At 64.5% G+C, this 18,992-nt stretch carries 20 protein-coding genes; 9 read left to right on the top strand and 11 right to left on the bottom strand.

Translation table 11 applies throughout. The features are described from left to right. Nucleotides 1–32: 32 nt before the first annotated feature. On the bottom strand, nucleotides 33–947 hold the full coding sequence (locus tag ACQ4WZ_RS14255) for a LysR substrate-binding domain-containing protein (RefSeq protein ID WP_436573723.1): 915 nt from the start codon (nucleotides 945–947) through the stop codon (nucleotides 33–35). Beyond that, a complete protein-coding gene (locus ACQ4WZ_RS14260; protein ID WP_101480403.1) occupies nucleotides 944–1,708 on the bottom strand; it encodes an RNA methyltransferase in 765 nt (254 codons plus the stop codon). Before ACQ4WZ_RS14260 ends, ACQ4WZ_RS14255 begins: the two co-directional genes overlap by 4 nt. Before the next feature lie 195 nt (nucleotides 1,709–1,903). Between ACQ4WZ_RS14260 and ACQ4WZ_RS14265 the strand changes: the two genes are divergently transcribed. After that, nucleotides 1,904–2,686 (top strand): inositol monophosphatase family protein, encoded by a 783-nt coding sequence (locus ACQ4WZ_RS14265; protein ID WP_035826389.1) that lies wholly within the window; start codon nucleotides 1,904–1,906, stop codon nucleotides 2,684–2,686. Nucleotides 2,687–2,739: 53 nt separating this feature from the next. Here ACQ4WZ_RS14265 and ACQ4WZ_RS14270 read toward each other — a convergent pair whose 3' ends face one another. The 4 genes from ACQ4WZ_RS14270 to ACQ4WZ_RS14285 form a co-directional block, all read right to left on the bottom strand. After that, nucleotides 2,740–2,898: a DUF1427 family protein gene (locus ACQ4WZ_RS14270; protein WP_101480402.1), complete on the bottom strand. Its 159-nt coding sequence runs from the start codon at nucleotides 2,896–2,898 to the stop codon at nucleotides 2,740–2,742. Beyond that, entirely contained in the window at nucleotides 2,895–3,086 is a 192-nt protein-coding gene (locus tag ACQ4WZ_RS14275; RefSeq protein WP_101480401.1) for a DUF1427 family protein, read from the bottom strand. Before ACQ4WZ_RS14275 ends, ACQ4WZ_RS14270 begins: the two co-directional genes overlap by 4 nt. Nucleotides 3,087–3,094: 8 nt before the next feature. Further along, on the bottom strand, nucleotides 3,095–4,945 hold the full coding sequence (locus tag ACQ4WZ_RS14280; protein ID WP_436573724.1) for an amidohydrolase: 1,851 nt from the start codon (nucleotides 4,943–4,945) through the stop codon (nucleotides 3,095–3,097). A 70-nt stretch (nucleotides 4,946–5,015) separates the two neighbouring features. Then, on the bottom strand, nucleotides 5,016–5,669 hold the full coding sequence (locus ACQ4WZ_RS14285) for a hydrolase (protein WP_101480399.1): 654 nt from the start codon (nucleotides 5,667–5,669) through the stop codon (nucleotides 5,016–5,018). A gap of 214 nt (nucleotides 5,670–5,883) precedes the next feature. On the opposite strand from ACQ4WZ_RS14285, the gene ACQ4WZ_RS14290 reads away from it, so the two are divergent. Then, on the top strand, nucleotides 5,884–6,126 hold the full coding sequence (locus ACQ4WZ_RS14290; protein ID WP_143452511.1) for a hypothetical protein: 243 nt from the start codon (nucleotides 5,884–5,886) through the stop codon (nucleotides 6,124–6,126). Between the two features lie 2 nt (nucleotides 6,127–6,128). Here the strand turns inward: ACQ4WZ_RS14290 and ACQ4WZ_RS14295 are convergent, their stop codons facing one another. From ACQ4WZ_RS14295 to ACQ4WZ_RS14310, 4 genes are all read right to left on the bottom strand, one after another. Next, nucleotides 6,129–8,273, bottom strand: coding sequence for a TonB-dependent receptor plug domain-containing protein (locus ACQ4WZ_RS14295; RefSeq protein WP_436573725.1), 2,145 nt, complete (start codon nucleotides 8,271–8,273; stop codon nucleotides 6,129–6,131). Nucleotides 8,274–8,338: 65 nt separating this feature from the next. After that, nucleotides 8,339–9,766: a peptidoglycan DD-metalloendopeptidase family protein gene (locus tag ACQ4WZ_RS14300; protein WP_436573726.1), complete on the bottom strand. Its 1,428-nt coding sequence runs from the start codon at nucleotides 9,764–9,766 to the stop codon at nucleotides 8,339–8,341. 3 nt (nucleotides 9,767–9,769) lie between these two features. Then, a complete protein-coding gene (locus ACQ4WZ_RS14305; RefSeq protein WP_101480395.1) occupies nucleotides 9,770–10,147 on the bottom strand; it encodes a BlaI/MecI/CopY family transcriptional regulator in 378 nt (125 codons plus the stop codon). Between the two features lie 94 nt (nucleotides 10,148–10,241). Then, nucleotides 10,242–11,963: a methyl-accepting chemotaxis protein gene (locus tag ACQ4WZ_RS14310; protein WP_436573727.1), complete on the bottom strand. Its 1,722-nt coding sequence runs from the start codon at nucleotides 11,961–11,963 to the stop codon at nucleotides 10,242–10,244. 284 nt (nucleotides 11,964–12,247) lie between these two features. On the opposite strand from ACQ4WZ_RS14310, the gene ACQ4WZ_RS14315 reads away from it, so the two are divergent. The 6 genes from ACQ4WZ_RS14315 to ACQ4WZ_RS14340 all read left to right on the top strand — a co-directional run bounded on the left by ACQ4WZ_RS14315 (nucleotide 12,248) and on the right by ACQ4WZ_RS14340 (nucleotide 17,001). Beyond that, nucleotides 12,248–13,615: a DEAD/DEAH box helicase gene (locus ACQ4WZ_RS14315; protein WP_101480393.1), complete on the top strand. Its 1,368-nt coding sequence runs from the start codon at nucleotides 12,248–12,250 to the stop codon at nucleotides 13,613–13,615. A 243-nt stretch (nucleotides 13,616–13,858) separates the two neighbouring features. After that, nucleotides 13,859–14,668 (top strand): 2-oxo-tetronate isomerase, encoded by an 810-nt coding sequence (otnI, locus tag ACQ4WZ_RS14320; RefSeq protein ID WP_101480392.1) that lies wholly within the window; start codon nucleotides 13,859–13,861, stop codon nucleotides 14,666–14,668. An 88-nt stretch (nucleotides 14,669–14,756) separates the two neighbouring features. Further along, complete coding sequence (locus tag ACQ4WZ_RS14325) at nucleotides 14,757–15,563, top strand: hypothetical protein (RefSeq protein ID WP_436573728.1); 807 nt, start codon at nucleotides 14,757–14,759, stop codon at nucleotides 15,561–15,563. Then, a complete protein-coding gene (locus ACQ4WZ_RS14330; protein ID WP_436573729.1) occupies nucleotides 15,548–16,009 on the top strand; it encodes a hypothetical protein in 462 nt (153 codons plus the stop codon). Before ACQ4WZ_RS14325 ends, ACQ4WZ_RS14330 begins: the two co-directional genes overlap by 16 nt. 80 nt (nucleotides 16,010–16,089) lie before the next feature. Continuing rightward, on the top strand, nucleotides 16,090–16,509 hold the full coding sequence (locus tag ACQ4WZ_RS14335; protein WP_101480389.1) for a VOC family protein: 420 nt from the start codon (nucleotides 16,090–16,092) through the stop codon (nucleotides 16,507–16,509). A 78-nt stretch (nucleotides 16,510–16,587) separates the two neighbouring features. Further along, entirely contained in the window at nucleotides 16,588–17,001 is a 414-nt protein-coding gene (locus tag ACQ4WZ_RS14340; protein ID WP_243858197.1) for a TraR/DksA family transcriptional regulator, read from the top strand. A gap of 201 nt (nucleotides 17,002–17,202) precedes the next feature. On the opposite strand, the gene phbB is transcribed toward ACQ4WZ_RS14340, so the two are convergent. Beyond that, nucleotides 17,203–17,949: an acetoacetyl-CoA reductase gene (gene phbB / locus ACQ4WZ_RS14345; protein ID WP_101480387.1), complete on the bottom strand. Its 747-nt coding sequence runs from the start codon at nucleotides 17,947–17,949 to the stop codon at nucleotides 17,203–17,205. 168 nt (nucleotides 17,950–18,117) lie between these two features. Between phbB and ACQ4WZ_RS14350 the strand changes: the two genes are divergently transcribed. After that, nucleotides 18,118–18,984 carry a universal stress protein gene (locus ACQ4WZ_RS14350; RefSeq protein WP_101480386.1) on the top strand — a complete coding sequence of 289 codons (867 nt, stop codon included), beginning with the start codon at nucleotides 18,118–18,120 and terminating at the stop codon, nucleotides 18,982–18,984. The last annotated feature ends 8 nt before the right edge of the window (nucleotides 18,985–18,992 follow it).

An 18,992-nucleotide genomic window follows, 5' to 3' on the forward strand; every position in this document is an offset into this window, starting at 1 on the left:
CTTATTTATCTTGAAACGAGACGCTTAACGTCTCAATCTAACGTCACACTGGGTGCAGACAGCCGCAGTTGCGCCAGCAGCCGCTCGCGGACGGGAGAATGGCGCTGCGGGTCCCACGCCATATACAGGTCAAGCTGACGCAAAGCTTCGGGCGCAGCGCTGTGCAGCGGTCGCATGACGACACCGGCGGGCATAGACGCGGCCAGACTGGCCGGCAGCAGGGCCACGCCGAAACCGGCCGCTACCAGGCCCAGCACCGTTTGCAATCGGCGCGCCTGCTGCGCCACGTGCGGCACGAAGCCCGCATGCAGGCACAGGCTGGCCAGCTGGTCATGAAAACCCTGGCCCAACTCGCGTGGCGAGGCGACGAAATCGGCGCCGGCCAGGTCTGCCAGATCCACCCTCGCCTGCCCCGCGCAGCGGTGGTCGGACGGCAGCGCTACCAGGATGTCTTCGCCGGACAGGCGCTCGAAGCGCAAGCCCGGCGTGCTGCGCCCCGGCGCGCGCAGCAGGGCGATATCCACCTCACCCTGCTCCAGCCACTCGACCTGTTGCTGCGTCGACGCTTCGCGCAAGGTGAATTGCACGGCGGGCGAAGCGGCGCGGAAGGCGCGCAAGGCTTGCAATACGTGGGCATACGGCGTGATGTGGATGAAACTGAGGCGCAAGTGCCCCTCGATGCCCTGCCCCACGCGGCGCGTGGCGGCCACGCCCTCTTCCAGGCTGGCCAGCACCTGGCGCGCCGTGACAAGAAAAGTGCTGCCGGCCGGGCTCAAGCTGACCTTGCGGTTGCTGCGCTCGAATACGGGGTAGCCCAACGCCGCTTCCAGCCGCAGGATAGCCTGCGACAACGGCGGCTGCGCCATGTGCAGCCGTTCGGCCGCGCGCCGGAAATTGAGTTCCTCGGCGACGGCGATGAACTGGCGCAGCAGCCGGGTTTCTATCATGGGCCTTTTTTCGCCATCGCCAGGATATGCCGCGCGATGCCGCGCAGGATATTGACTTCTTCCGTTTCCAGCCCCGTGCGCGAAAACAGGCGTTTCAAGCGGGGCATGAGTTTTTTCGGGTTGTCGGCGTCCAGAAAATCGATCGCCACCAGCGCCTGCTGCAAGTGATCGTACATGCCGTCGACCTGCGCCAGGCTGGCTGCGTCGCCATGGAAACCGACGGGGCTGGCCAGCTGCCCATCACCCAGGGCCGCCACGCGGCATTCATAGGCGACGACCTGCGCCGCCTGCGACAGGTTCAGCGAGGAATACTCGGGATTGGCGGGGATGTTGATCAGCACATTGCACTGCTCGACGATCTCGTTGGGCAAACCGAAACGCTCGTTGCCGAAGATGACGGCCGCGTGCAGCTCGGTGCCGGCCGCCAGCTGGGCCGCGATGGCGCGCGGGGCCGTGACGGGCGGCGAGAATTCGCGCAGGCGGGCCGAGACAGCGGCCGCGTAGTTGCAGCCTTCGAGCGCCTCGGCGATCGAGCCAACGATGCGCGCGCCGGACAAAATATCCTGTGCGCCGCTGGCGAAGGCCACCGCTTCCGCGTCCGTCAAGGCATCGGGAAAACGGGGATTGACCAGCACCAGATCGGAAAAACCCATCGTTTTCATGGCCCGCGCGACGCCGCCAATGTTGCCAGGACGACTAGTTTCGACAAGAATAAATCGCAGGCGTTTGAAAAGAGACGTGTTGATTTCGGGCAGATTCATTTAAAATAGCGCTATTGCGCGGTATCGATACAGGAAATTTCGGGAAACGGAGTCACAAAACGCTGACTCCAGGCCGGGATTTTAACCACTTCGGCACCGCTCCGCTCTTTAATTCATTCTTGCACTCTATCGTACCGGCGCCGAAAGGCGACGCTGGGCGGTCGCGTGCTTTTAACGGAAGCTCACATGCACCCAATGCTCAACACGGCGATCAAAGCCGCCCGCCGCGGCGCCGCCGTCATCAATCGCGCCTCTTTTGACCTCGACCGCGTCGTCGTCACGGAAAAACAACATAACGATTTCGTCACTGACGTCGACCAGGCGGCTGAACAAGCCATTATCGAGGTGCTGTCCAAAGCCTACCCGGACCACGCGTTCCTGGCTGAGGAATCGGGAGCTTCCGCCAACTCGCACGACGAGAATGAATATCAGTGGATCATCGACCCGATCGATGGCACCACCAACTTTATCCACGGTTTCCCGCAATACTGCATCTCGATCGCGCTCGCGCATCGCGGCGTCGTCACGCAAGCCGTCATCTACGATCCGGTACGCAACGACCTGTTCACGGCCACCAAGGGCGCCGGCGCCTACCTGAACGAAAAACGCATCCGCGTGACCAAGCTGGACCGCATCTCGAACGCCCTGCTGGGCACCGGCTACGTGGCCGGCAGCGCCCGCGCGCTGGATGAATACCTGAAGATGTACGCGATCATGGGTGAACGCAGCCAGGGCGTACGTCGCGCCGGCTCGGCCGCACTGGACCTGGCCTACGTCGCTTGCGGCCGCCTGGACGGCTTCTACGAAAAAGGCTTGAAGCCATGGGATATCGCCGCCGGCGCCCTGATGATCACGGAATCGGGCGGAATCGTCGGTGAATTCAGCGGCGAATCGGACTACCTGTACAAGGGCGACGTCATCGCCGCCAGCCCGAAGATCTTTGGCCAGATGATTACCTTGCTGACGCCATTCGCTTGATGTAACACAAGCAGCTCCCACGAAAAAACCGGCTCTGGCCGGTTTTTTTGCATTCAGGGGCTGAAATGCCCCGCCACGACAAAACCCAGGGTCATGGCCACCACCATCGCCGCGCCTGTCGGCGTGGGTGGCGCGGGCGATGGCAGGTCGAACCAGCGGCATGCCACGCCCACCAGCACGCCGAGCACGGAGCCGGCCAGCATCACGTTCATGGCGCCTCCCCCGTCAATGCACGGCGCTGCAGGTACAGGTCCGTCAACCAGTAGCCGCAGCTGGTCAGAAACACCAGCAGCGCGGCGCCCAGCAGGGGCGGCGCCGGTACGGGGATGCGTGCCAACTGGCAGACAAAACCCACGACAAAGGCCAGCAGCAGGCCCAGCATCACTTTCCGGTAGCGCATGTCGCCTCCTAGAACGCGAAGCAGCTGCAGCCCAGCGTGCCCCAGAAACCGGAAAAGTCGGCAATCGGCACGGCCGACTTGCGTGCCCTGTCGTGGGCATGGGCATGCACGCCGCAGGCGCCCGCGCACTGGTGCGGCAGCAAGGCTTGCGCCGGCTTGGCTGCAGGACGGTAATGGCCCGGCACCGCGCGCACGGGCGACCATTCGGGCAGCACGGGAATCAAAGGCGGCGACAGGGAGGAAAATGCCCCCTGGCCGTAGACGATCTTGCCGCCCACCATGGTCAGCACGGATTCGATGGACTTGATCGCCTCTTCCGGCAGCGTGAAATAATCGGCCGACAGCACGGCAAGGTCGGCCAGCATGCCTTCGCGGATACGTCCCTTCTTGCCTTGTTCGCTGGAAAACCAGGCGCTGCCCGCCGTCCACAGTTCCAGCGCCGTATCGCGCGACAATCTGCCCGCTGCATCCGTCAGGGCCAGCCCGCCCACGGTGCGCCCCGATACCAGCCAGTACAGCGCCGTCCACGGGTTGTAGCTGGCGACCCGCGTTGCATCCGTGCCGCCGCCCACGGGCACGCCCGCATCCAGCATGCGCTGCACTGGCGGCGTCGCCTTGGCTGCGTCGGCGCCATAGCGCTCGACAAAGTACTCGCCCTGGAAAGCCATGCGGTGCTGGATGGCCAGGCCGCCGCCCAGCGCCTTGACGCGGTCGATATTTTTGGGGCTGATGGTTTCCGCGTGGTCGAACAGCCAGTGCAAGCCCCCGAAAGGCGTGTCGCGGTTGACCTTTTCGAACACGTCGAGCATGCGGCTGATCGATTCGTCATAGGTAGCGTGCAGGCGGAAGGGCCAGCGCTGCTCGACCAGGTGGCGCACGACCTTTTCCAGCTCGTCTTCCATGCCGGCCGCCAGCTCCGGGCGCGGTTCGAGGAAATCCTCGAAATCGGCGGCGGAAAACACCAGCATTTCGCCGGCGCCGTTATGCCGGTAAAAGTCCGTGCCGTCGCCGGGATTCACCATGCCGGTCCACTTCTGGAAGTCCTGCAATTCCGCGCCCTTGTTCTGCGTGAACAGGTTGTAAGCGATGCGGATGGTCAGCTGCTCTTTTTGCGCCAGCTCATCGACGACGGCGTAATCCTCGGGATAATTCTGGAAGCCGCCGCCCGCGTCGATGGCGCTGGTGATGCCCAGGCGATTCAGTTCGCGCATGAACTGGCGCGTGGAGTTGACTTGCAAATCGAGCGGCAATTTCGGGCCTTTCGCCAGGGTCGCATATAAAATCATGGCGTTCGGGCGGGCAATCAGCAAGCCGGTGGGGTTGCCGGCAGCGTCGCGCACGATTTCGCCGCCCGGCGGGTTCGGCGTATTTTTATCGTAGCCGACGGCGCGCAGGGCGGCGCGGTTCAGCAGGGCGCGGTCGTACAAGTGCAAGATGAAGACGGGCGTGTCGGGCGCGGCCGCGTTGATTTCATCGAGAGTGGGCATGCGTTTTTCCGCGAACTGGAATTCCGTCCAGCCGCCCACCACGCGCACCCATTGCGGATTTGGCGTGCGCAGCGCCTGATCTTTCAGCATGCGCAAGGCGTCGGCCAGCGAGGGCACGCCTTCCCAGCGCAATTCCAGGTTGTAGTTCAAGCCGCCTCGTATCAGGTGCAAATGCGAGTCGTTCAGGCCGGGAATCACCGTGCGGCCATCCAGGTCGATCACCTGCGTGGCGGGACCGCGATGGCGCATCACGTCTTCAGCGTCGCCCACGGCGAGAAATTTGCCATCGGCGATGGCGACGGCGGACGCCAGCGGCTGCGTCCTGTCGACCGTATGGAAACGGCCATTGAGTAAAATCGTGCTAGCGTGCATGGGAACTCCCGATTCAGGTGAATGATACCGCCCCGCCGTAGGGCGGCGGTGGCGTGATATCAATAAAATCTCAATGGCCTTCGCTGGCGTTGAACATGGATTTGGCGTAGATCAAGCCCAGGCCATAGCCGCCGCCGTGCGCCACGGCCGTCGCCACCGTCTCGTTGTAGGTCTCGCCGCGGGCCCAGTCGCGCTGAAGTTCCAGCAAGTATTGCACGGACGTCATCGGCTGCGCGCCCGCCTGTATCATGCGCTGCATGGCCATCGCATGCGCTTCATCGGACACGTCGCCGCTGGCATCGGCGATCACGTACACCTCGAATCCCTGCTCCAGCGCCGACAGCGCGGGGCCCACGATGCAGACGGACGTCCACAGGCCCGCCAGCACGATCTTGTCCTTGCCGTAGCCATTCACCTTGTCGGCGATGCGGGCATCTTCCCAGGTGTTCATGCTGGTGCGGTCGACCGGCGCCTGTTCCGGGAAGACGGACTGGATTTCGTCGAAGATGGGGCCGGAGAAGGACTTGGCGGCCACCGTCGTCAGGATCGTCGGCACCGTGAATTCGGCCGCCGCCTTGGCCACCAGGGCCGCATTGTTGCGCAGCAGGGCCAGGTCGATGGAGCGGGTGGCAAACGCCATCTGCGACTGGTGATCGATCATGATCAGGGTATGATCGTTCGGGGTCAGCAGTTTTTGTGCGGCTTGGGCGGTGGCGACAGGCATGATGTTTTCCTCGTGAAAATAATTGAATATAAAAATAATCGTGTCCCTCCCGCGCAATGTAGCGCCTTTCTTCTTGCGCCAGCATGCTGCGGGTCAGTGATATGCAGTATGCATGCATCAAATTGAAAACAAAAACGGAAAGAATACCAAGCTATATTCGATTTTTTCGATGATACAAAATAAGCACACCGAGACCAACTACACGGAGAAAAACATGGGATTTGAATTCAGGATCACGGCCAGCCTGACGCCGGGCCAGCGCCAGCACCTCGAACAACTGCTGGCGGCGCGGCCGCAGGCGCCCAGCAACATGCCCGACACGGACGTCAGGCTGACGAATGCCGGCCTGTATATCTGCCAGTCCTTGCGCCCGGAGGCGTGGCATGGCCTGGACGCCCTGCGCTCCTACCTCGATGCGCAGGGCGTGCCGCATGCCGTCGAGGAGATCGACGACTGAAGCTACAGGGCGCCTTCCAGCATCACCCGCCAGCTGCGGTAGGTGCCCGCAGCGACCGTGCGCAGGGCACTGCCCGCGCCATCCGCATACAGGCTGCGCGTGCGCTCAGGCTGCCGCAGCAGGTTGGCGCCCGACACGCGCAGGCGCAGCTGCTCGCTGAACTTCCACAGCGCATAAATATCCAGCTCGCGCCGGGCGCCCTGCCAGGCCAGCAGCTGGCTTGACTCGCGCGACAGCCCTCCCGCCTGGTAATGCAGGTTGCCGCCCAGGGTCAGCGGCCTGTTGGCCAGCTGGTAATCCGCGCCCAGGTTGGCGCTCCACGGCAGCTGGCCATCGAGGCGGTTGTATGGGCCGGGGACGGCGTCCACCGCGGACCAGTTGCGCGCCAGATTCGCCCGCAGGTCCAGCGCAGGGGCACCGGCAAACAGCGCCGTCAACGGCAGCTTCGCTTCCAGCTCGATGCTGCGCACCTGCGCACGGCCATTGTTGACGGGCCCGGCCAACCAGCGCCCGTTGGCCAGGTGCAGGCGGTCCAGCATGACGTCGCTGATCGTGCGCAGCGAAGCGCTGGCACCCAACATGGCCCCCTCGCCCAGGTAGTATTCGTAGGCGGCATCCAGGCCCCATGCCAGTTCAGGGCGCAGCGCAGGGTTGCCCTGGTTGTCGGGGTTCGTGGGACTATTGCCGTTGTCGACGATATAGGGGCGCGGGATCAGCTGGAAAATCTGCGGCGCCTTGTAGGTGCGCGTGATGGCCAGGCGCACTTGATCCTTGCCAGCGAACTTCCACAGGCTTTGCAGCACGGGGCTCCACACCTGTGCGCGCACGTCGACGGGCTCCGCGCCACCGGTGGCGCTGGCCGTGCGCCAGGCTTCCCAGCGCAGGCCCAGATACAGCGACCAGCGCGCGGACACCTCCCATTCATCCTGCGCGAACAGAGCCAGGCGCCGCACCGTGGCCACATACTCTTCTTCCGGCAAGACAGGCGGCCCGCCCGGTTCCAGCTGTCGCTCGCGGCGAAAATCCGCGCGCCGCCGGTGGCCCGCTTCCCAGCCCGCCGCCAGCGCGTGCCCCTCGCCCAGAGTCCGGCGATAAGTTCCGCTGGCCTGCACGCCCACATCGTCCACGCCCGCATCGACCAGGCGCACATTCGCCGGCCCGGGCACGGCGCCGACACCCTGGAACAGATAATCGCTGCTGCGGTGGTTGACATCGAGGCCGAGTTTTACATCGAGGCTGGCACCATGTTCGAGCTTGCGCAGCCAGTGCAGATCGCTGCGCACGGTGCTGCTGTCCTGATTGAAGGCGGCGTCGTTGTCCGGATACCCGGTATGACCGCCCAGGTAAGCCGTTTCCACCACATGACGGCGGCTGGCCAGGCGGCGGACATTGAGCAGGCTTTGCCAGGCCAGGCTGCCCTCGCCCGCCAGCGCCCATTGCAATCGGGGCGCCAGCTCGAACGTATCACTGGTCACGCGCTCGGTCAGCGGCATGTGGCGCACTACCGTGGGCGTGCCACCGGCAGCATATTCGCGGTTCCATTCATCGAGCAAACCCCGGCGCCCTGTGTGGCCTAGCGTGCCGGCCAGCGCATACGACAGGCGCCCGTCCCGGTCCGTCCATTGCACGCCAGCGCTGCCGGCGGACATGCCGTTGCTGGCCGAGCTACCCAGCTTGAAGGTGCGCTCGCGCCGCTTGCCAGATCTTTTCAGCACGATGTTGATGGAGCCGGCGATCGCCTGCGCGGAAAACTCCGCCGTGGCGGCGCGCATGATTTCCACGCGCTCGACCAGTTCCGGGTCCAGAGAGTCGAGCGAAAAACCGGCCGGCACGGGCACGCCGTCGAGCATGACGAGGGTATACCCCTGTCCCAGCCCGCGCAGCTGGATTTGCCCGCCAGTCGTGCCCGAAGGCGTGCCGGCCGGCGCGCCGATGGTAACGCCGGGCAGGCGCTTCAAGGCATCGGACAGCACGCGGTCGCCCTGGCGTATCAGCTCATCGTGGCCGACGACGATGCCGGCGACAGAGTCGCTGCGGCGCTGGTCCATTTTTCCCGCACTGACTGTCACGGAAGGAAGGGTGTCGTCGGCACGGACGTGCGCCGTCAACGGCAGCGCGAGGCTGCACAAGAGAATACTCAATCGCATGGGAATTCCAAAAAGGATGAACGGTCACCGGGCCAGGCGCGCCGCGCCGGCCCGGCCTGCAGGCGTCAGCGGCCGAACTGCTCCTTGCGCATGCGCAAGGCGCGCGCGCTGGCGTTGGCATCGAGGCCGGCCAGCCACTGCTGCGGATCCTGCAAGCGCCCGTTATGGCTGACCTGGAAATGCAAATGCGGCCCCGTCGCCAGGCCCGTGGCGCCCACTGAGCCGATGGCCTGCCCTGCCGTGACGGCCATGCCGGTCGTGAGCGTGACCCGGTCGAGATGCGCATACAGCGTCTCGATGCCACCGCCATGATCAATGCGGACGGCCTTGCCGAGGCGCGCATCTTCGCTGACGCTGGCGATGCCGTCGGCCGCCGCATGCACGGGCGTGCCGCGCCTGGCGCCCAAATCGATGCCGCCATGGCCTTGCGGCGTCATCTCGCGCACCACGCCAAAGAAGCCGGTCACACGCATGGTATCGAGGGGATTGCGCCAGACAGTTGGCGCCGGGGCTGGCGCAGCGAGCACGGCTGCCGGTGCGCCAGCCACCGCCCACGCCAGTGCCGGCTGCAGCGCCAGGCTGGCCGCGCCGATGGCGCACAGCAGCAGCGCCGTCAGTGCCCGCAAGGCCGGAGGCAAGCGATCCTGCCCGTCACGCATCCGCAGCAGGCGCTCGGCCAGGCGGCCGCCGCCAAACGCCAACCCTGGCAGCGGCTGGGCCTGCAGGCCCAGCTGCTTGACCAGCGCCGCCGCATATTGCTGGCGCTGGCGCGCAGGGCGGCCAGCCAGTACCTGGCGGTCGCAACCGAGCTCCTGCGCCCAAGCCAGCTTGCCGGACAGCCAGCGTGCGGCCGGATTGAACCACAGCAGCGCCTGCAGCATGGTGGCCAGCAGCAGGAGCGAGGGGTCGCGGCGGCGTGCATGGGTCAACTCATGGGCGATCACCATTTGCTGCTGTTCGGGCGTAAATTGCGCCAGGTGTGCCGGCAGCAGCAGACGCGGCCGCCATACGCCCACCAGCATCGGCGAAATAGGCGCATCCACTTCCAGCACATCCATGCCATGCAGCCGGCGCCGCTGCGCCAGCCGGAGCAAGGTGCGCAACATGGCGCGGCCACACTGCCAGCGCCAGGCTGTGCAAGCGACGCCCAGCAGATAGACCAGGCTCCAGGCGGCCGGAACCAGGGACAGCCACGCAGCACCGGATGGCAGCCCGGCAACTGGCGCATCCATGGCCATCGCCATGCCGGGCATTGCGCTGGCCAGGGAAACCGGCACGCTCACCCCGGGCACCACGCTCAGCTGTCGCGTGTCAGGCAACAGCGGCAGCACAAACACGGCGGCCAGCACCAATTGCGCGCCGAGCCACACGCTGCGCTGCGCCGCCAGCGCAGGCCAGCGCCGTTGCCCCAGGTACAGCAAGCCTTGCAGCAGCCAGCCGCTCAGCAGGCAGGCAGCCGTTGCCTGCAGCAAAGTCAGGGTAAACAAGCTCATCGCTTACTCCTTGCTGTCGAGAGGCCAGTCGTGCAGCAGTTGTTCCAGCGCCGCCAGTTCCTGCTGGTCCACCAGTTTGCTGCCTGTAAACATACTGACCGGCAAGGGGCTATCGATTTCCATCACGCGGCGGCCGAAGTCATGGGCGAACGCGGCCAGGGTGGCCACCTTGTCCACATTGGCTTCATAGACGAGTACGCCGTGCACGCTGCGCTGCAGCAGCATGCCCTTGTCCAGCATGCGCTCCAGGGTCTTGCGCGTGGATGAAAACGACCAGCCCAGCGCATCTTCCACGCGGGCGTGCAACTCACGCGCGGAAAGCGGCTGCTCTTTCCACAGGGCTTTCAATAACGATAGTTCAGTGACGGAGGGCGTGCTCATGGTGATTCCTTCTAGTGACTATTGACACAATTATGCGACAACAGTCACACGCGCGCAAGCCCTATTTGCGACAAATGTCGCATGCGCTGAATCATTAGAATTCTTCCCACTCATCTCCTCCCGAATGCTGTTTTCCCGCCAGAGCTTGTGGCGCGCGGGGCGCCACTGCCCTGGCGGGAAGACGGGCCACAGCGCGCGCTGCCACCACGGGCGCGGGATGGCGCACGATGGGACGGGGAGCCAGCGCCGGAATGGCGTCCACCTGCGCTGTCGTGAACACGCTCACCGCATCGGCCAGACGGGCGGCCTGCTCCTGCATGGATTCCGCCGCTGCGGCAGCCTCTTCCACCAACGCGGCGTTTTGCTGGGTCACCTGGTCCATCTCGCTGATCGCCTGGTTGACTTGCTCGATGCCGGCCCGCTGCTCGTCGCTGGCGGCCGAGATATGCCCGACAATGCTGCTGACCTTGTGCACGCTATCGACGATCTCGCGCATGGTGTGGCCCGCCTCGTCGACCAGGCGCGCGCCACTCTCCACCTGCGCCACCGAGTCGTTGATGAGAGCCTTGATTTCCCTGGCGGCACTGGCCGAACGTTGCGCCAGGTTGCGCACCTCGGTGGCGACGACCGCAAAGCCGCGCCCCTGCTCACCCGCCCGGGCCGCCTCGACGGCCGCGTTCAGGGCCAGGATATTCGTCTGGAAGGCGATGCCGTCGATCACGCCGATGATGTCGACGATCTTGCGCGACGAGTCGTTGATCGACCCCATGGTGTCCACCACTTGCGCCACCACTGCGCCGCCTTTGCCGGCCACGGCCGAGGCCGACGCCGCCAGGCCGTTGGCCTCGCTGGCATTCTGCGCGTTCTGCTGTACCGTGCTGGTCAGTTCCTCCATCGACGACGCCGTCTCTTCCAGGGAACTGGCCTGCTGTTCCGTGCGCGCGGACAAGTCGATATTGCCCGAGGCAATCTGGCGCGATGCCGTGGCGATGGCCTGCGTGCCGCCGCGCACTTCGGTGACGATGCGCAGCAAGCTGGTCGTCATGTCTTTCAATGCCTGCATCAGCTCGCCCGTCTCATCCTTTGAGCGCACTTCCACCTGCACCGTCAAGTCGCCCTGCGCCACCTGCCTGGCCACGTTGATCGCCGAGCGCAACGGCGTGCTGATGTTACGCGCCAGCCACCAGGCGATCATGGCGGCCAGGATCAGCGCCACCGCGCCGCCGCCCAGCAAGGTCCAATGCGCCTGCGCCTGCAAGGCCGCCGCCGCTTCCGAGCGCCGCGCCAGCAGCGTCGTTTCCGCCTGGCCGATTTCGCCCAGCAGTGCCCGCATGCCATCCATGCCCTGCTTGCCCCGGCCCTCGTTCACCAGCGCCAGTACAGGCTCGATGGCGGCCGTGCCCTGCGCCACGGCACGCCGCATGGCGATCACGGGCTCGAGCGCGCCAGCCAGCCAGGCTTGCTTGGCAATATCGAGCTTCGCCAGGCGCTCCTGCTGAGCCCGGTTATCGATAGTCAAGGCGCGCGCCGTGGCCAGGTGCGTGCCAAACCCGGCCTGACCCGCCTTGTAGGGCTCCAACGATGCCTCCGCGCCCGTGATCACGTAGCCGCGCTGGCCTGTTTCCATGTTGATCAGGCTTTCCAGGATCGCACTGTTTTCGGCGAGTACCTGGTAAGTGTGGGTATTGATGGCATTGGCGTCGCCCAGCCGTGAGACATTCAGTGTGGCGACAGTGACCAGGGCGGCCAGCAACAGGACGATGGTGCCGAAACCGCCATACAGGCGGGTGGCGATGCGAAGATCGGCGATACGCATGATAATCCTCCAGGAATGAACACCCCGGCGCCACGGTGAGTCCCGCGCATGGAGTGCTGCAGGGAATAATAGGGAAGAACGACAATACGAAGCGCGCCCTTACTTTTCTTTACTTGCGGCATTGCAAACCTGAAACAAAACAGGCGCGTTTTTGCCATGCTGTTATACTTCGCGTGTGCGGCACATATGACCAGTCCCCTTGCCGCTGTCTTTCGACCCCTAATCTGATTGCCTGCGACTGGCGCCCCACGATGGCGACAGGCCGATCTCACAATAAAGTTACCATGTCCTTTTCCTCCCTCGGATTGTCCGACGCTATCGTACGTGCCGTTACCGAACACGGCTACACCGTGCCGACCCCGATTCAGTCGCAGGCGATTCCCGCCGTGCTGGCTGGCGGCGACTTGCTTGCCGGCGCACAGACCGGCACCGGCAAGACGGCCGGCTTCACCCTGCCCGTGCTGCACCGCCTGTCGACTGACGCGAATGGCGCGGCCATCACCAGCAACACTTCCACGCGCCCGATCCGCGCCCTGATCCTGGCACCGACGCGCGAACTCGCCGCGCAGGTCGAGGAAAGCGTGCGCACCTACGGCAAATACACCAAGCTGAACTCCACCGTAATCTTCGGCGGCGTCGGCATCAACCCGCAAATCAAGCAGCTCAAACACGGCGTCGACGTGCTCGTCGCCACGCCGGGCCGCCTGCTGGACCACATGGGCCAGGGTACGGTTGACCTGTCGAAAGTGGAAATCCTGATTCTCGACGAAGCCGACCGCATGCTCGACATGGGCTTCATCCGCGACATCAAGAAAGTACTGGCCGTGCTGCCGCCAAAACGCCAGAACCTGTTGTTCTCGGCCACGTTCTCGGAAGAGATCAAGGCCCTGGCCGACGGCTTGCTGAACAAGCCAGCCATGATCGAAGTGGCGCGCCGCAATTCGACCGTGGAAGTGATCAAGCAAAAGATCCATCCCGTCGACCGCGACAAGAAGCACCCGATGCTGTCCTACCTGATCAAATCGAACAACTGGACGCAAGTGCTGGTGTTTACGCGCACCAAGCATGGCGCCAATAAACTGGTCGAGCAACTGGGCGCGGACGGCATTGGCGCCCTGGCCATCCACGGCAACAAGAGCCAGTCGGCGCGCACGCGCGCGCTGTCCGAGTTCAAGGATGGTACCTTGCAAGTGCTGGTCGCCACCGACATCGCCGCGCGCGGTATCGATATCGACCAGTTGCCGCACGTCGTCAACTACGACTTGCCGAACATTCCGGAAGACTATGTACACCGTATCGGCCGCACGGGCCGTGCCGGCGCCAAGGGCGAAGCCGTGTCGCTGGTCTGCGTGGATGAGCACGAAATGTTGAAAGACATCGAAAAGCTGATCAAGCAAACCCTGCCGCGCGAAGTCATCGAAGGCTTCGAGCCAGACCTGAACGCCCGCGCCCAGCCTGTGCAATTGCGCAGCGGCACCGGTGGTCATCGCAACAACAGCCGCGCGCCAGCAGGCGCCGTGGTGCGCGTGAAAACCGGCGGCAGCGGCGCCAAGCCACGCAGCGCCGGCCCAGCGGGCGGCGGTGGTGGCAACCGTAGCGGCAATGCGCCGCGTTCGGCAGCGAATCACCGTTCCGGCGGCCGCGGCCGCTAAACCGCGGCCTTAAAGCTGCTGCGCGGGGCGCTATTGCGTTTGCCTTGCTCGCCGTACGCCAGTACGGCTGCGCGACTCGACGCAATATCACTGCCGCTCGCTACGCTTTCAGGCGGCGTTTGTCTTGATTAAAAAGACGATAAGACCGTTCCAGAACTTGCTTCTGGAACGGTTTTTTTATGCACGCCACCAATTGCCAATTTGGGCTAGGATAGTGTCTATCGTCCTCACCTGCGTGCTGCCATGCCGAACTTCGCTGCCAACCTCAGCATGATGTTTACCGAACTGCCCTTCCTGGACCGTTTTGCCGCCGCCAGGGAAGCGGGCTTCGATGCCGTCGAATTCCTGTTTCCCTATGCCGTCGAGGCGCGCCAGATCGCCATGCGGCTGGAACGCCACCACCTGCAACTGGCCGTGTTCAACTTTCCGCCCGGCGACTGGGAACATGGTGAACGGGGCATCGCCTGCGATCCTCGCCGGCGCGAGGAATTCCACAGCAACGTGCAACTGGCGCTCAACTATGCGCTAGCGCTGGGGGCGAAACAGTTGCACTGCATGGCTGGCATTGTGCCGCCCGGCATGAGCCAGGAGCGGGCGCGGCAATGCCTGATCGGCAACCTGCAATGTGCGGCCGACGCCTGCCGTCCACACGGCATCAACGTACTGATCGAGCCGATCAACCACTACGACATGCCCGCTTACTTTCTGAACCATAGCCAGCAGGCGGCCGACATCATCGCCGACTGTCAGCGCAGCAATATTTTCTTGCAATACGACATTTATCACATGCAGCGCATGGAAGGCGAACTGAGCAATACTATCCGCGCCATGCTGCCCCTGATCCGCCACATCCAGATCGCCGACACGCCGGGCCGTCACGAACCGGGCACGGGGGAGATCAACTATCGCCACTTGTTCAAGCTGCTGGACCAGGTCGGCTACGCAGGCTGGGTCGGCTGCGAATACCGTCCCGCCAGCGATACCGTGGCCGGACTGGGCTGGCGAGAGCAATTGACGGGCACATCAAACATTGCGCGCGCGATAGGCAACTGATCGCAACGCGCTTGCGCCCGCACAAGGCGGGCAGCGCAGTGCGACACGACAATACCTTTCCATACAGTATTTCCTGTCGAGAGGTGACGTGTTCGCCCTGCCCGCCCGCCATCGCCGCACCCTTTGCCTGCGCCTCTGCCTGGTTGCAGTCCTGTGCGGCTGCACCACTCCACGTACCGACCTCGCGCAAGTACGCGCCCTTGCCGCCGGCACCGATGCCCTGAACGCCTTCAGCGAACTGTCGCAACGCCACGTGGACAGCTACCAGCGCGCCCGTCCCTTTCTATCACCGGCCGAAGACGCGCGCGAACGGCTGCTCGATGCGCAGCGCCACGCCGCGCAAGCGGATGTCGCGCGCCTGACGCAAGCCGTGCGCCTGTACCTGCAGGCGCTGGGCCGGCTGGCGCAAGCCGATGCGTATGACGTGCAGCCCGAACTGGCTGGTGCTGGCGCCGCCATCCGCGCCTGGCCTGGCAGCGGCATCGACGACCGCCATGTCAGCGCCTACACCCTGTTGCTGCAGCAACTATCGCGCCTTGGCGGCGCGGCCAGCCAGCAGGCGCACCTGGCACAAGTGCTGCACGACGGCGACGCGCCGCTGCAAGCCCTGCTGGCCGCGCTCGACAACTTGCTGCTGCTGTACGACAAAAGCGGTGATAACGAGCGCGACATCGTGCTCGGCTTGCTGGACGTGGACATCGCGTATGCCGACACGCCGCAGCAGCGCCTGCTGGCCGTGCTGGCGAAAAACATGCAGCAAAGCAAAGCCGAGGAATATCGGCTGATTGGCCTGCGCCATACGCTGGCGCGCCGGAAACTGGCAGCACTGGGGTGCGAACACGCCCAGCTCGCTGCCGCCCTCACCACCACGGAGGCACGATGGACGGATCGCTAAGCAGCGAACGACGCGAAGCGGCTCTCAGCAGCGCCATACGCGTCGAGCAACTGGCCGATAGCCTGTCGCAGGCGGCCGTCACCCTGCATGGTGCCGTCATGCGCGCCATCCGCAAGCGCGCCAGCCAGGGAGAAAACGGTATCAGCCACAGCCAGGCACAGGCCGTCTTCGCCCTGGAAGTGGCATTGCGCCAGCAAGCCAACCAGCTGTATGCCGATGCCGCCGGGCATACGGTGGCCGGCCTGGAAACGGCGCAGCGCCACCTCAGCGGCCTGCTCGACACGGTGCGCCTGCGTATCGCCCGCAACGACGACGTGCGGCACTGGATCAGCCTGGCGACGAGCTTGTTGCACCTGGGCAGCGCCGTCCTCGCCGGCAATCCCGAGCGCATCCTCGGCACCCTGGGCAAGGTACGTGAGCGGTTGCAGGAGATGGCGCCGGACTGATTGAATTTGGCCGGCGAGCGCCTATACTGGGACGTCCCGGCCTGGCAATCGTGTCGGCGGGCCAACCAGAGGAGGCCAATATGCGTATCGAACCGTATTTGCAATTCAATGGAAATTGCGCGCAAGCGCTGGAATACTACCGCCAGCACCTGCATGGCGACAGGCTGTACCTGATGCCGTATCGGGGCTCGCCAGCCCAGGACCAAGTCAAGGAAGACTGGTACGACAAGATCATGCACGGCTCCGTGCAGTTGGGTCCCACCATGCTGATGGGCTCGGACGGTGGCTGCACCGAAGATGGCGCCAAGGGCATGAGCGGCAGCGCCGTCTGCCTGACCCTCGACACGCCCGAGGAAGCGGAACAGGCCTTCAACGCGCTGGCGCGGGACGGCAATATCCAGATGCCGCTGGAGGAAACATTCTGGGCCAAGCGCTTCGGCATGCTGAAAGACCAGTTCGGCGTCGCCTGGATGGTCAACTGCCTGAAGGACCCAGCTTAGAACGGCCCATGCCTGCCTGCGTCGCGTCAAATGCGGCGCAGGTAGTGGCGCAAGCAGAGCTGCCAATCTTGGATTACCATGATGACAATAAGCTCTTACCGGGTGATGACCATGAATGGATTGCCGCAAGACCAGCTGCAGCACCTGCAAGGCGTGCTGGAGCAACGCAAGCTGGCGTTGCTGGAACAGATAGAGAACGAAGCGGCCGAAGCGGATGCGCGCGCCTCGCTGCTCAATGAAATCGAAGCCTCGCCGGCCGACAACGCCAGCGTGCGCACCTTGAACGACCTCGTCAGCGAAGCGGCCGAGCACAATCAGGCACAGCTGGCCATCATCAAGCACGCACTGGTCAAGGTTGCCGATGGCAGCTACGGCCTGTGCGACAACTGCGGCGAAGCCATTGGCCTGTCGCGTCTGAATGCGCGCCCCGAGGCGCTCCTGTGCATCGATTGCCAGACACGGCTGGAAAAAGCCCAGCGCTCGCCACCATGACTGCGCAACAACAAAGGGCAAGGCATCACTACCCTGCCCCCTGTTGTCTAGCAACTGCCATCCGTCTGTCCGCCAGCGTCTGTGTGCCGGCTGGGTGGACGGGTCTCCTCTACTGCCATTGCCCTGCTGCAAGCTGCACGCTTGCCTGACTCAGCTCGCCTGACTCAGCTTGCTTGACTCAACTTGCTTGACTCGGCTTGATTAACTCATGTGCTGTCCGCCATTGATGGCGATGTTTGCGCCCGTGACGAACGCCGCCTCGTCCGACGCCAGGTAGGCCACCAGGGCCGCCACCTCGTCCGGTTCGCCCAGGCGACCCAGGGGAATTTGCGGCAAAATCTTCGTTTCCAGGATATCGGCTGGCACGGCCGTCACCATCTGCGTGCGCAGGTAGCCGGGCGAGACCGTGTTGACGGTGATGCCGTGGCGCGCCACTTCTAGCGCCAGCGCCTTGCTGAAGCCATGCACGCCCGCCTTGGCGGCCGCGTAGTTGCACTGGCCAAATGCGCCCTTCTGGCCATTCACGGACGAGATATTGATGATGCGGCCCCAGCGCTTGGCCAGCATCGGTTCGAGCACCTGCTTGCTCATGTTGAACAGGCTGTCGAGATTGGTGCGCATGACCTCGGCCCAGTGCGGCAATTCCATCTTGCGCATGCTCTGGTCGCGCGTGATGCCGGCGTTGTTGACCAGCACGTCGATGCGGCCAAACTGCGCCAGCACGCCTGCCACGGCTACGCTGCAGGCATCGAAATCGCTCACGTCGAGCGGCAAGGGATGAAAATAATACTGCTGCGCCTGTTGCTCGTCGAGCCAGCTTCCGACGCGCGCATTGCCAGGCGTGTGCGCCGCCACGACGGCAAAGCCCGCCGCATACAGCCGGCGGCACAAGGCCGTGCCCAGCCCACCCATGCCGCCTGTGACCAGCGCTACCTTCTGTTCCCTCATTGCTGTCCCTCCCCGCTTGTTATGGTTATTCTGCGTGGGATCAAGTGTAGGAGCAGTTCTTATCGCCAGCTTTGCGCCAGATCAAGTGCTCAGCCTGATGCAGTCGTGCGCGGCCGGCACCCCGGATTGTGCCAGAATGGCCACTACTGCACAGCGAGAGGCCAGGCCATGACGTATAAGACCGTATTGCTCCACATCGACGACAGCGCCGGGCGCGCAGCCCGCATCGAAACGGCCGCCAGCATCGCCCAAGCTTGCGGCGGCCACCTGACGGGCGTAGCGCTGACGGGCGTGTCGCGCCTGCTGTACCAGAACCAGCCCGACCTCGATGCCGACCCGAACCTGAGCTTGCACCTCAATTTCCTGCGCGAACGGGCCACGCGCGCCCTCGACGGTTTCGAACAACAGGTGCGCGCGGCCGGCGTCGCCTCGTTCGAACAGCGCGTGCTCGACGACGAGGCGGCGGGCGGCATTAGCCAGCTGGCCCGCTATGCGGACCTGGTCGTCATCAGCCAATACAATGCCAAGGATAAATCGCCGTCCGTGATGCGCGACTTTCCCGCCTATGTGCTGCTGCATTCGGGCCGCCCCGTGCTGATCGTGCCGTATGCGCCGCCGCTTCCCCTGCTGGCGCCGCCGGCGGCCGCGCGCAATGTGCTCATTTCCTGGAATGCCAGCAAGGAAGCGAGCCGCGCAGTGAGCGCCGCCCTGCCCCTGCTGCAGCGCGCGGGGCAAGTCCACGTAGCCATCTTCGATGCCCAGGTGCATGCCACCGAGCATGGCGAACAGCCGGGCGCCGAGCTGACGCACTACCTGGCGCGGCACGGCGTGGAGGCGCGCCTGCATTTGCTCGATGGCGGTGGCGTGCGGCGCGGCGATATCGGCGAAGCGCTGCTGTCGCAGGCGGCCGACCTGTCGGCCGATTTGCTGGTGATGGGAGCGTATGGCCATTCGCGCTTGCGCGAGACCATCCTGGGCGGCGTCACGCGCACGATACTGCAAAGCATGACGATCCCCGTGCTGATGGCGCACTAGGCCTTGGG

Source organism: Janthinobacterium darwini (assembly GCF_051380905.1).
Classification (GTDB): Bacteria; Pseudomonadota; Gammaproteobacteria; order Burkholderiales; family Burkholderiaceae_D; genus Janthinobacterium.

Bases quoted from the DNA above. Each gene is read 5' to 3' on its own strand.
- ACQ4WZ_RS14255 (WP_436573723.1), bottom strand. From the start codon at position 947: ATGATAGAAACCCGGCTGCTGCGCCAGTTCATCGCCGTCGCCGAGGAA.
- ACQ4WZ_RS14260 (WP_101480403.1), bottom strand. From the start codon at position 1,708: ATGAATCTGCCCGAAATCAACACGTCTCTTTTCAAACGCCTGCGATTT.
- ACQ4WZ_RS14265 (WP_035826389.1), top strand. From the start codon at position 1,904: ATGCTCAACACGGCGATCAAAGCCGCCCGCCGCGGCGCCGCCGTCATC.
- ACQ4WZ_RS14270 (WP_101480402.1), bottom strand. From the start codon at position 2,898: ATGAACGTGATGCTGGCCGGCTCCGTGCTCGGCGTGCTGGTGGGCGTG.
- ACQ4WZ_RS14275 (WP_101480401.1), bottom strand. From the start codon at position 3,086: ATGCGCTACCGGAAAGTGATGCTGGGCCTGCTGCTGGCCTTTGTCGTG.
- ACQ4WZ_RS14280 (WP_436573724.1), bottom strand. From the start codon at position 4,945: ATGCACGCTAGCACGATTTTACTCAATGGCCGTTTCCATACGGTCGAC.
- ACQ4WZ_RS14285 (WP_101480399.1), bottom strand. From the start codon at position 5,669: ATGCCTGTCGCCACCGCCCAAGCCGCACAAAAACTGCTGACCCCGAAC.
- ACQ4WZ_RS14290 (WP_143452511.1), top strand. From the start codon at position 5,884: ATGGGATTTGAATTCAGGATCACGGCCAGCCTGACGCCGGGCCAGCGC.
- ACQ4WZ_RS14295 (WP_436573725.1), bottom strand. From the start codon at position 8,273: ATGCGATTGAGTATTCTCTTGTGCAGCCTCGCGCTGCCGTTGACGGCG.
- ACQ4WZ_RS14300 (WP_436573726.1), bottom strand. From the start codon at position 9,766: ATGAGCTTGTTTACCCTGACTTTGCTGCAGGCAACGGCTGCCTGCCTG.
- ACQ4WZ_RS14305 (WP_101480395.1), bottom strand. From the start codon at position 10,147: ATGAGCACGCCCTCCGTCACTGAACTATCGTTATTGAAAGCCCTGTGG.
- ACQ4WZ_RS14310 (WP_436573727.1), bottom strand. From the start codon at position 11,963: ATGCGTATCGCCGATCTTCGCATCGCCACCCGCCTGTATGGCGGTTTC.
- ACQ4WZ_RS14315 (WP_101480393.1), top strand. From the start codon at position 12,248: ATGTCCTTTTCCTCCCTCGGATTGTCCGACGCTATCGTACGTGCCGTT.
- otnI (WP_101480392.1), top strand. From the start codon at position 13,859: ATGCCGAACTTCGCTGCCAACCTCAGCATGATGTTTACCGAACTGCCC.
- ACQ4WZ_RS14330 (WP_436573729.1), top strand. From the start codon at position 15,548: ATGGACGGATCGCTAAGCAGCGAACGACGCGAAGCGGCTCTCAGCAGC.
- ACQ4WZ_RS14335 (WP_101480389.1), top strand. From the start codon at position 16,090: ATGCGTATCGAACCGTATTTGCAATTCAATGGAAATTGCGCGCAAGCG.
- ACQ4WZ_RS14340 (WP_243858197.1), top strand. From the start codon at position 16,588: ATGATGACAATAAGCTCTTACCGGGTGATGACCATGAATGGATTGCCG.
- phbB (WP_101480387.1), bottom strand. From the start codon at position 17,949: ATGAGGGAACAGAAGGTAGCGCTGGTCACAGGCGGCATGGGTGGGCTG.
- ACQ4WZ_RS14350 (WP_101480386.1), top strand. From the start codon at position 18,118: ATGACGTATAAGACCGTATTGCTCCACATCGACGACAGCGCCGGGCGC.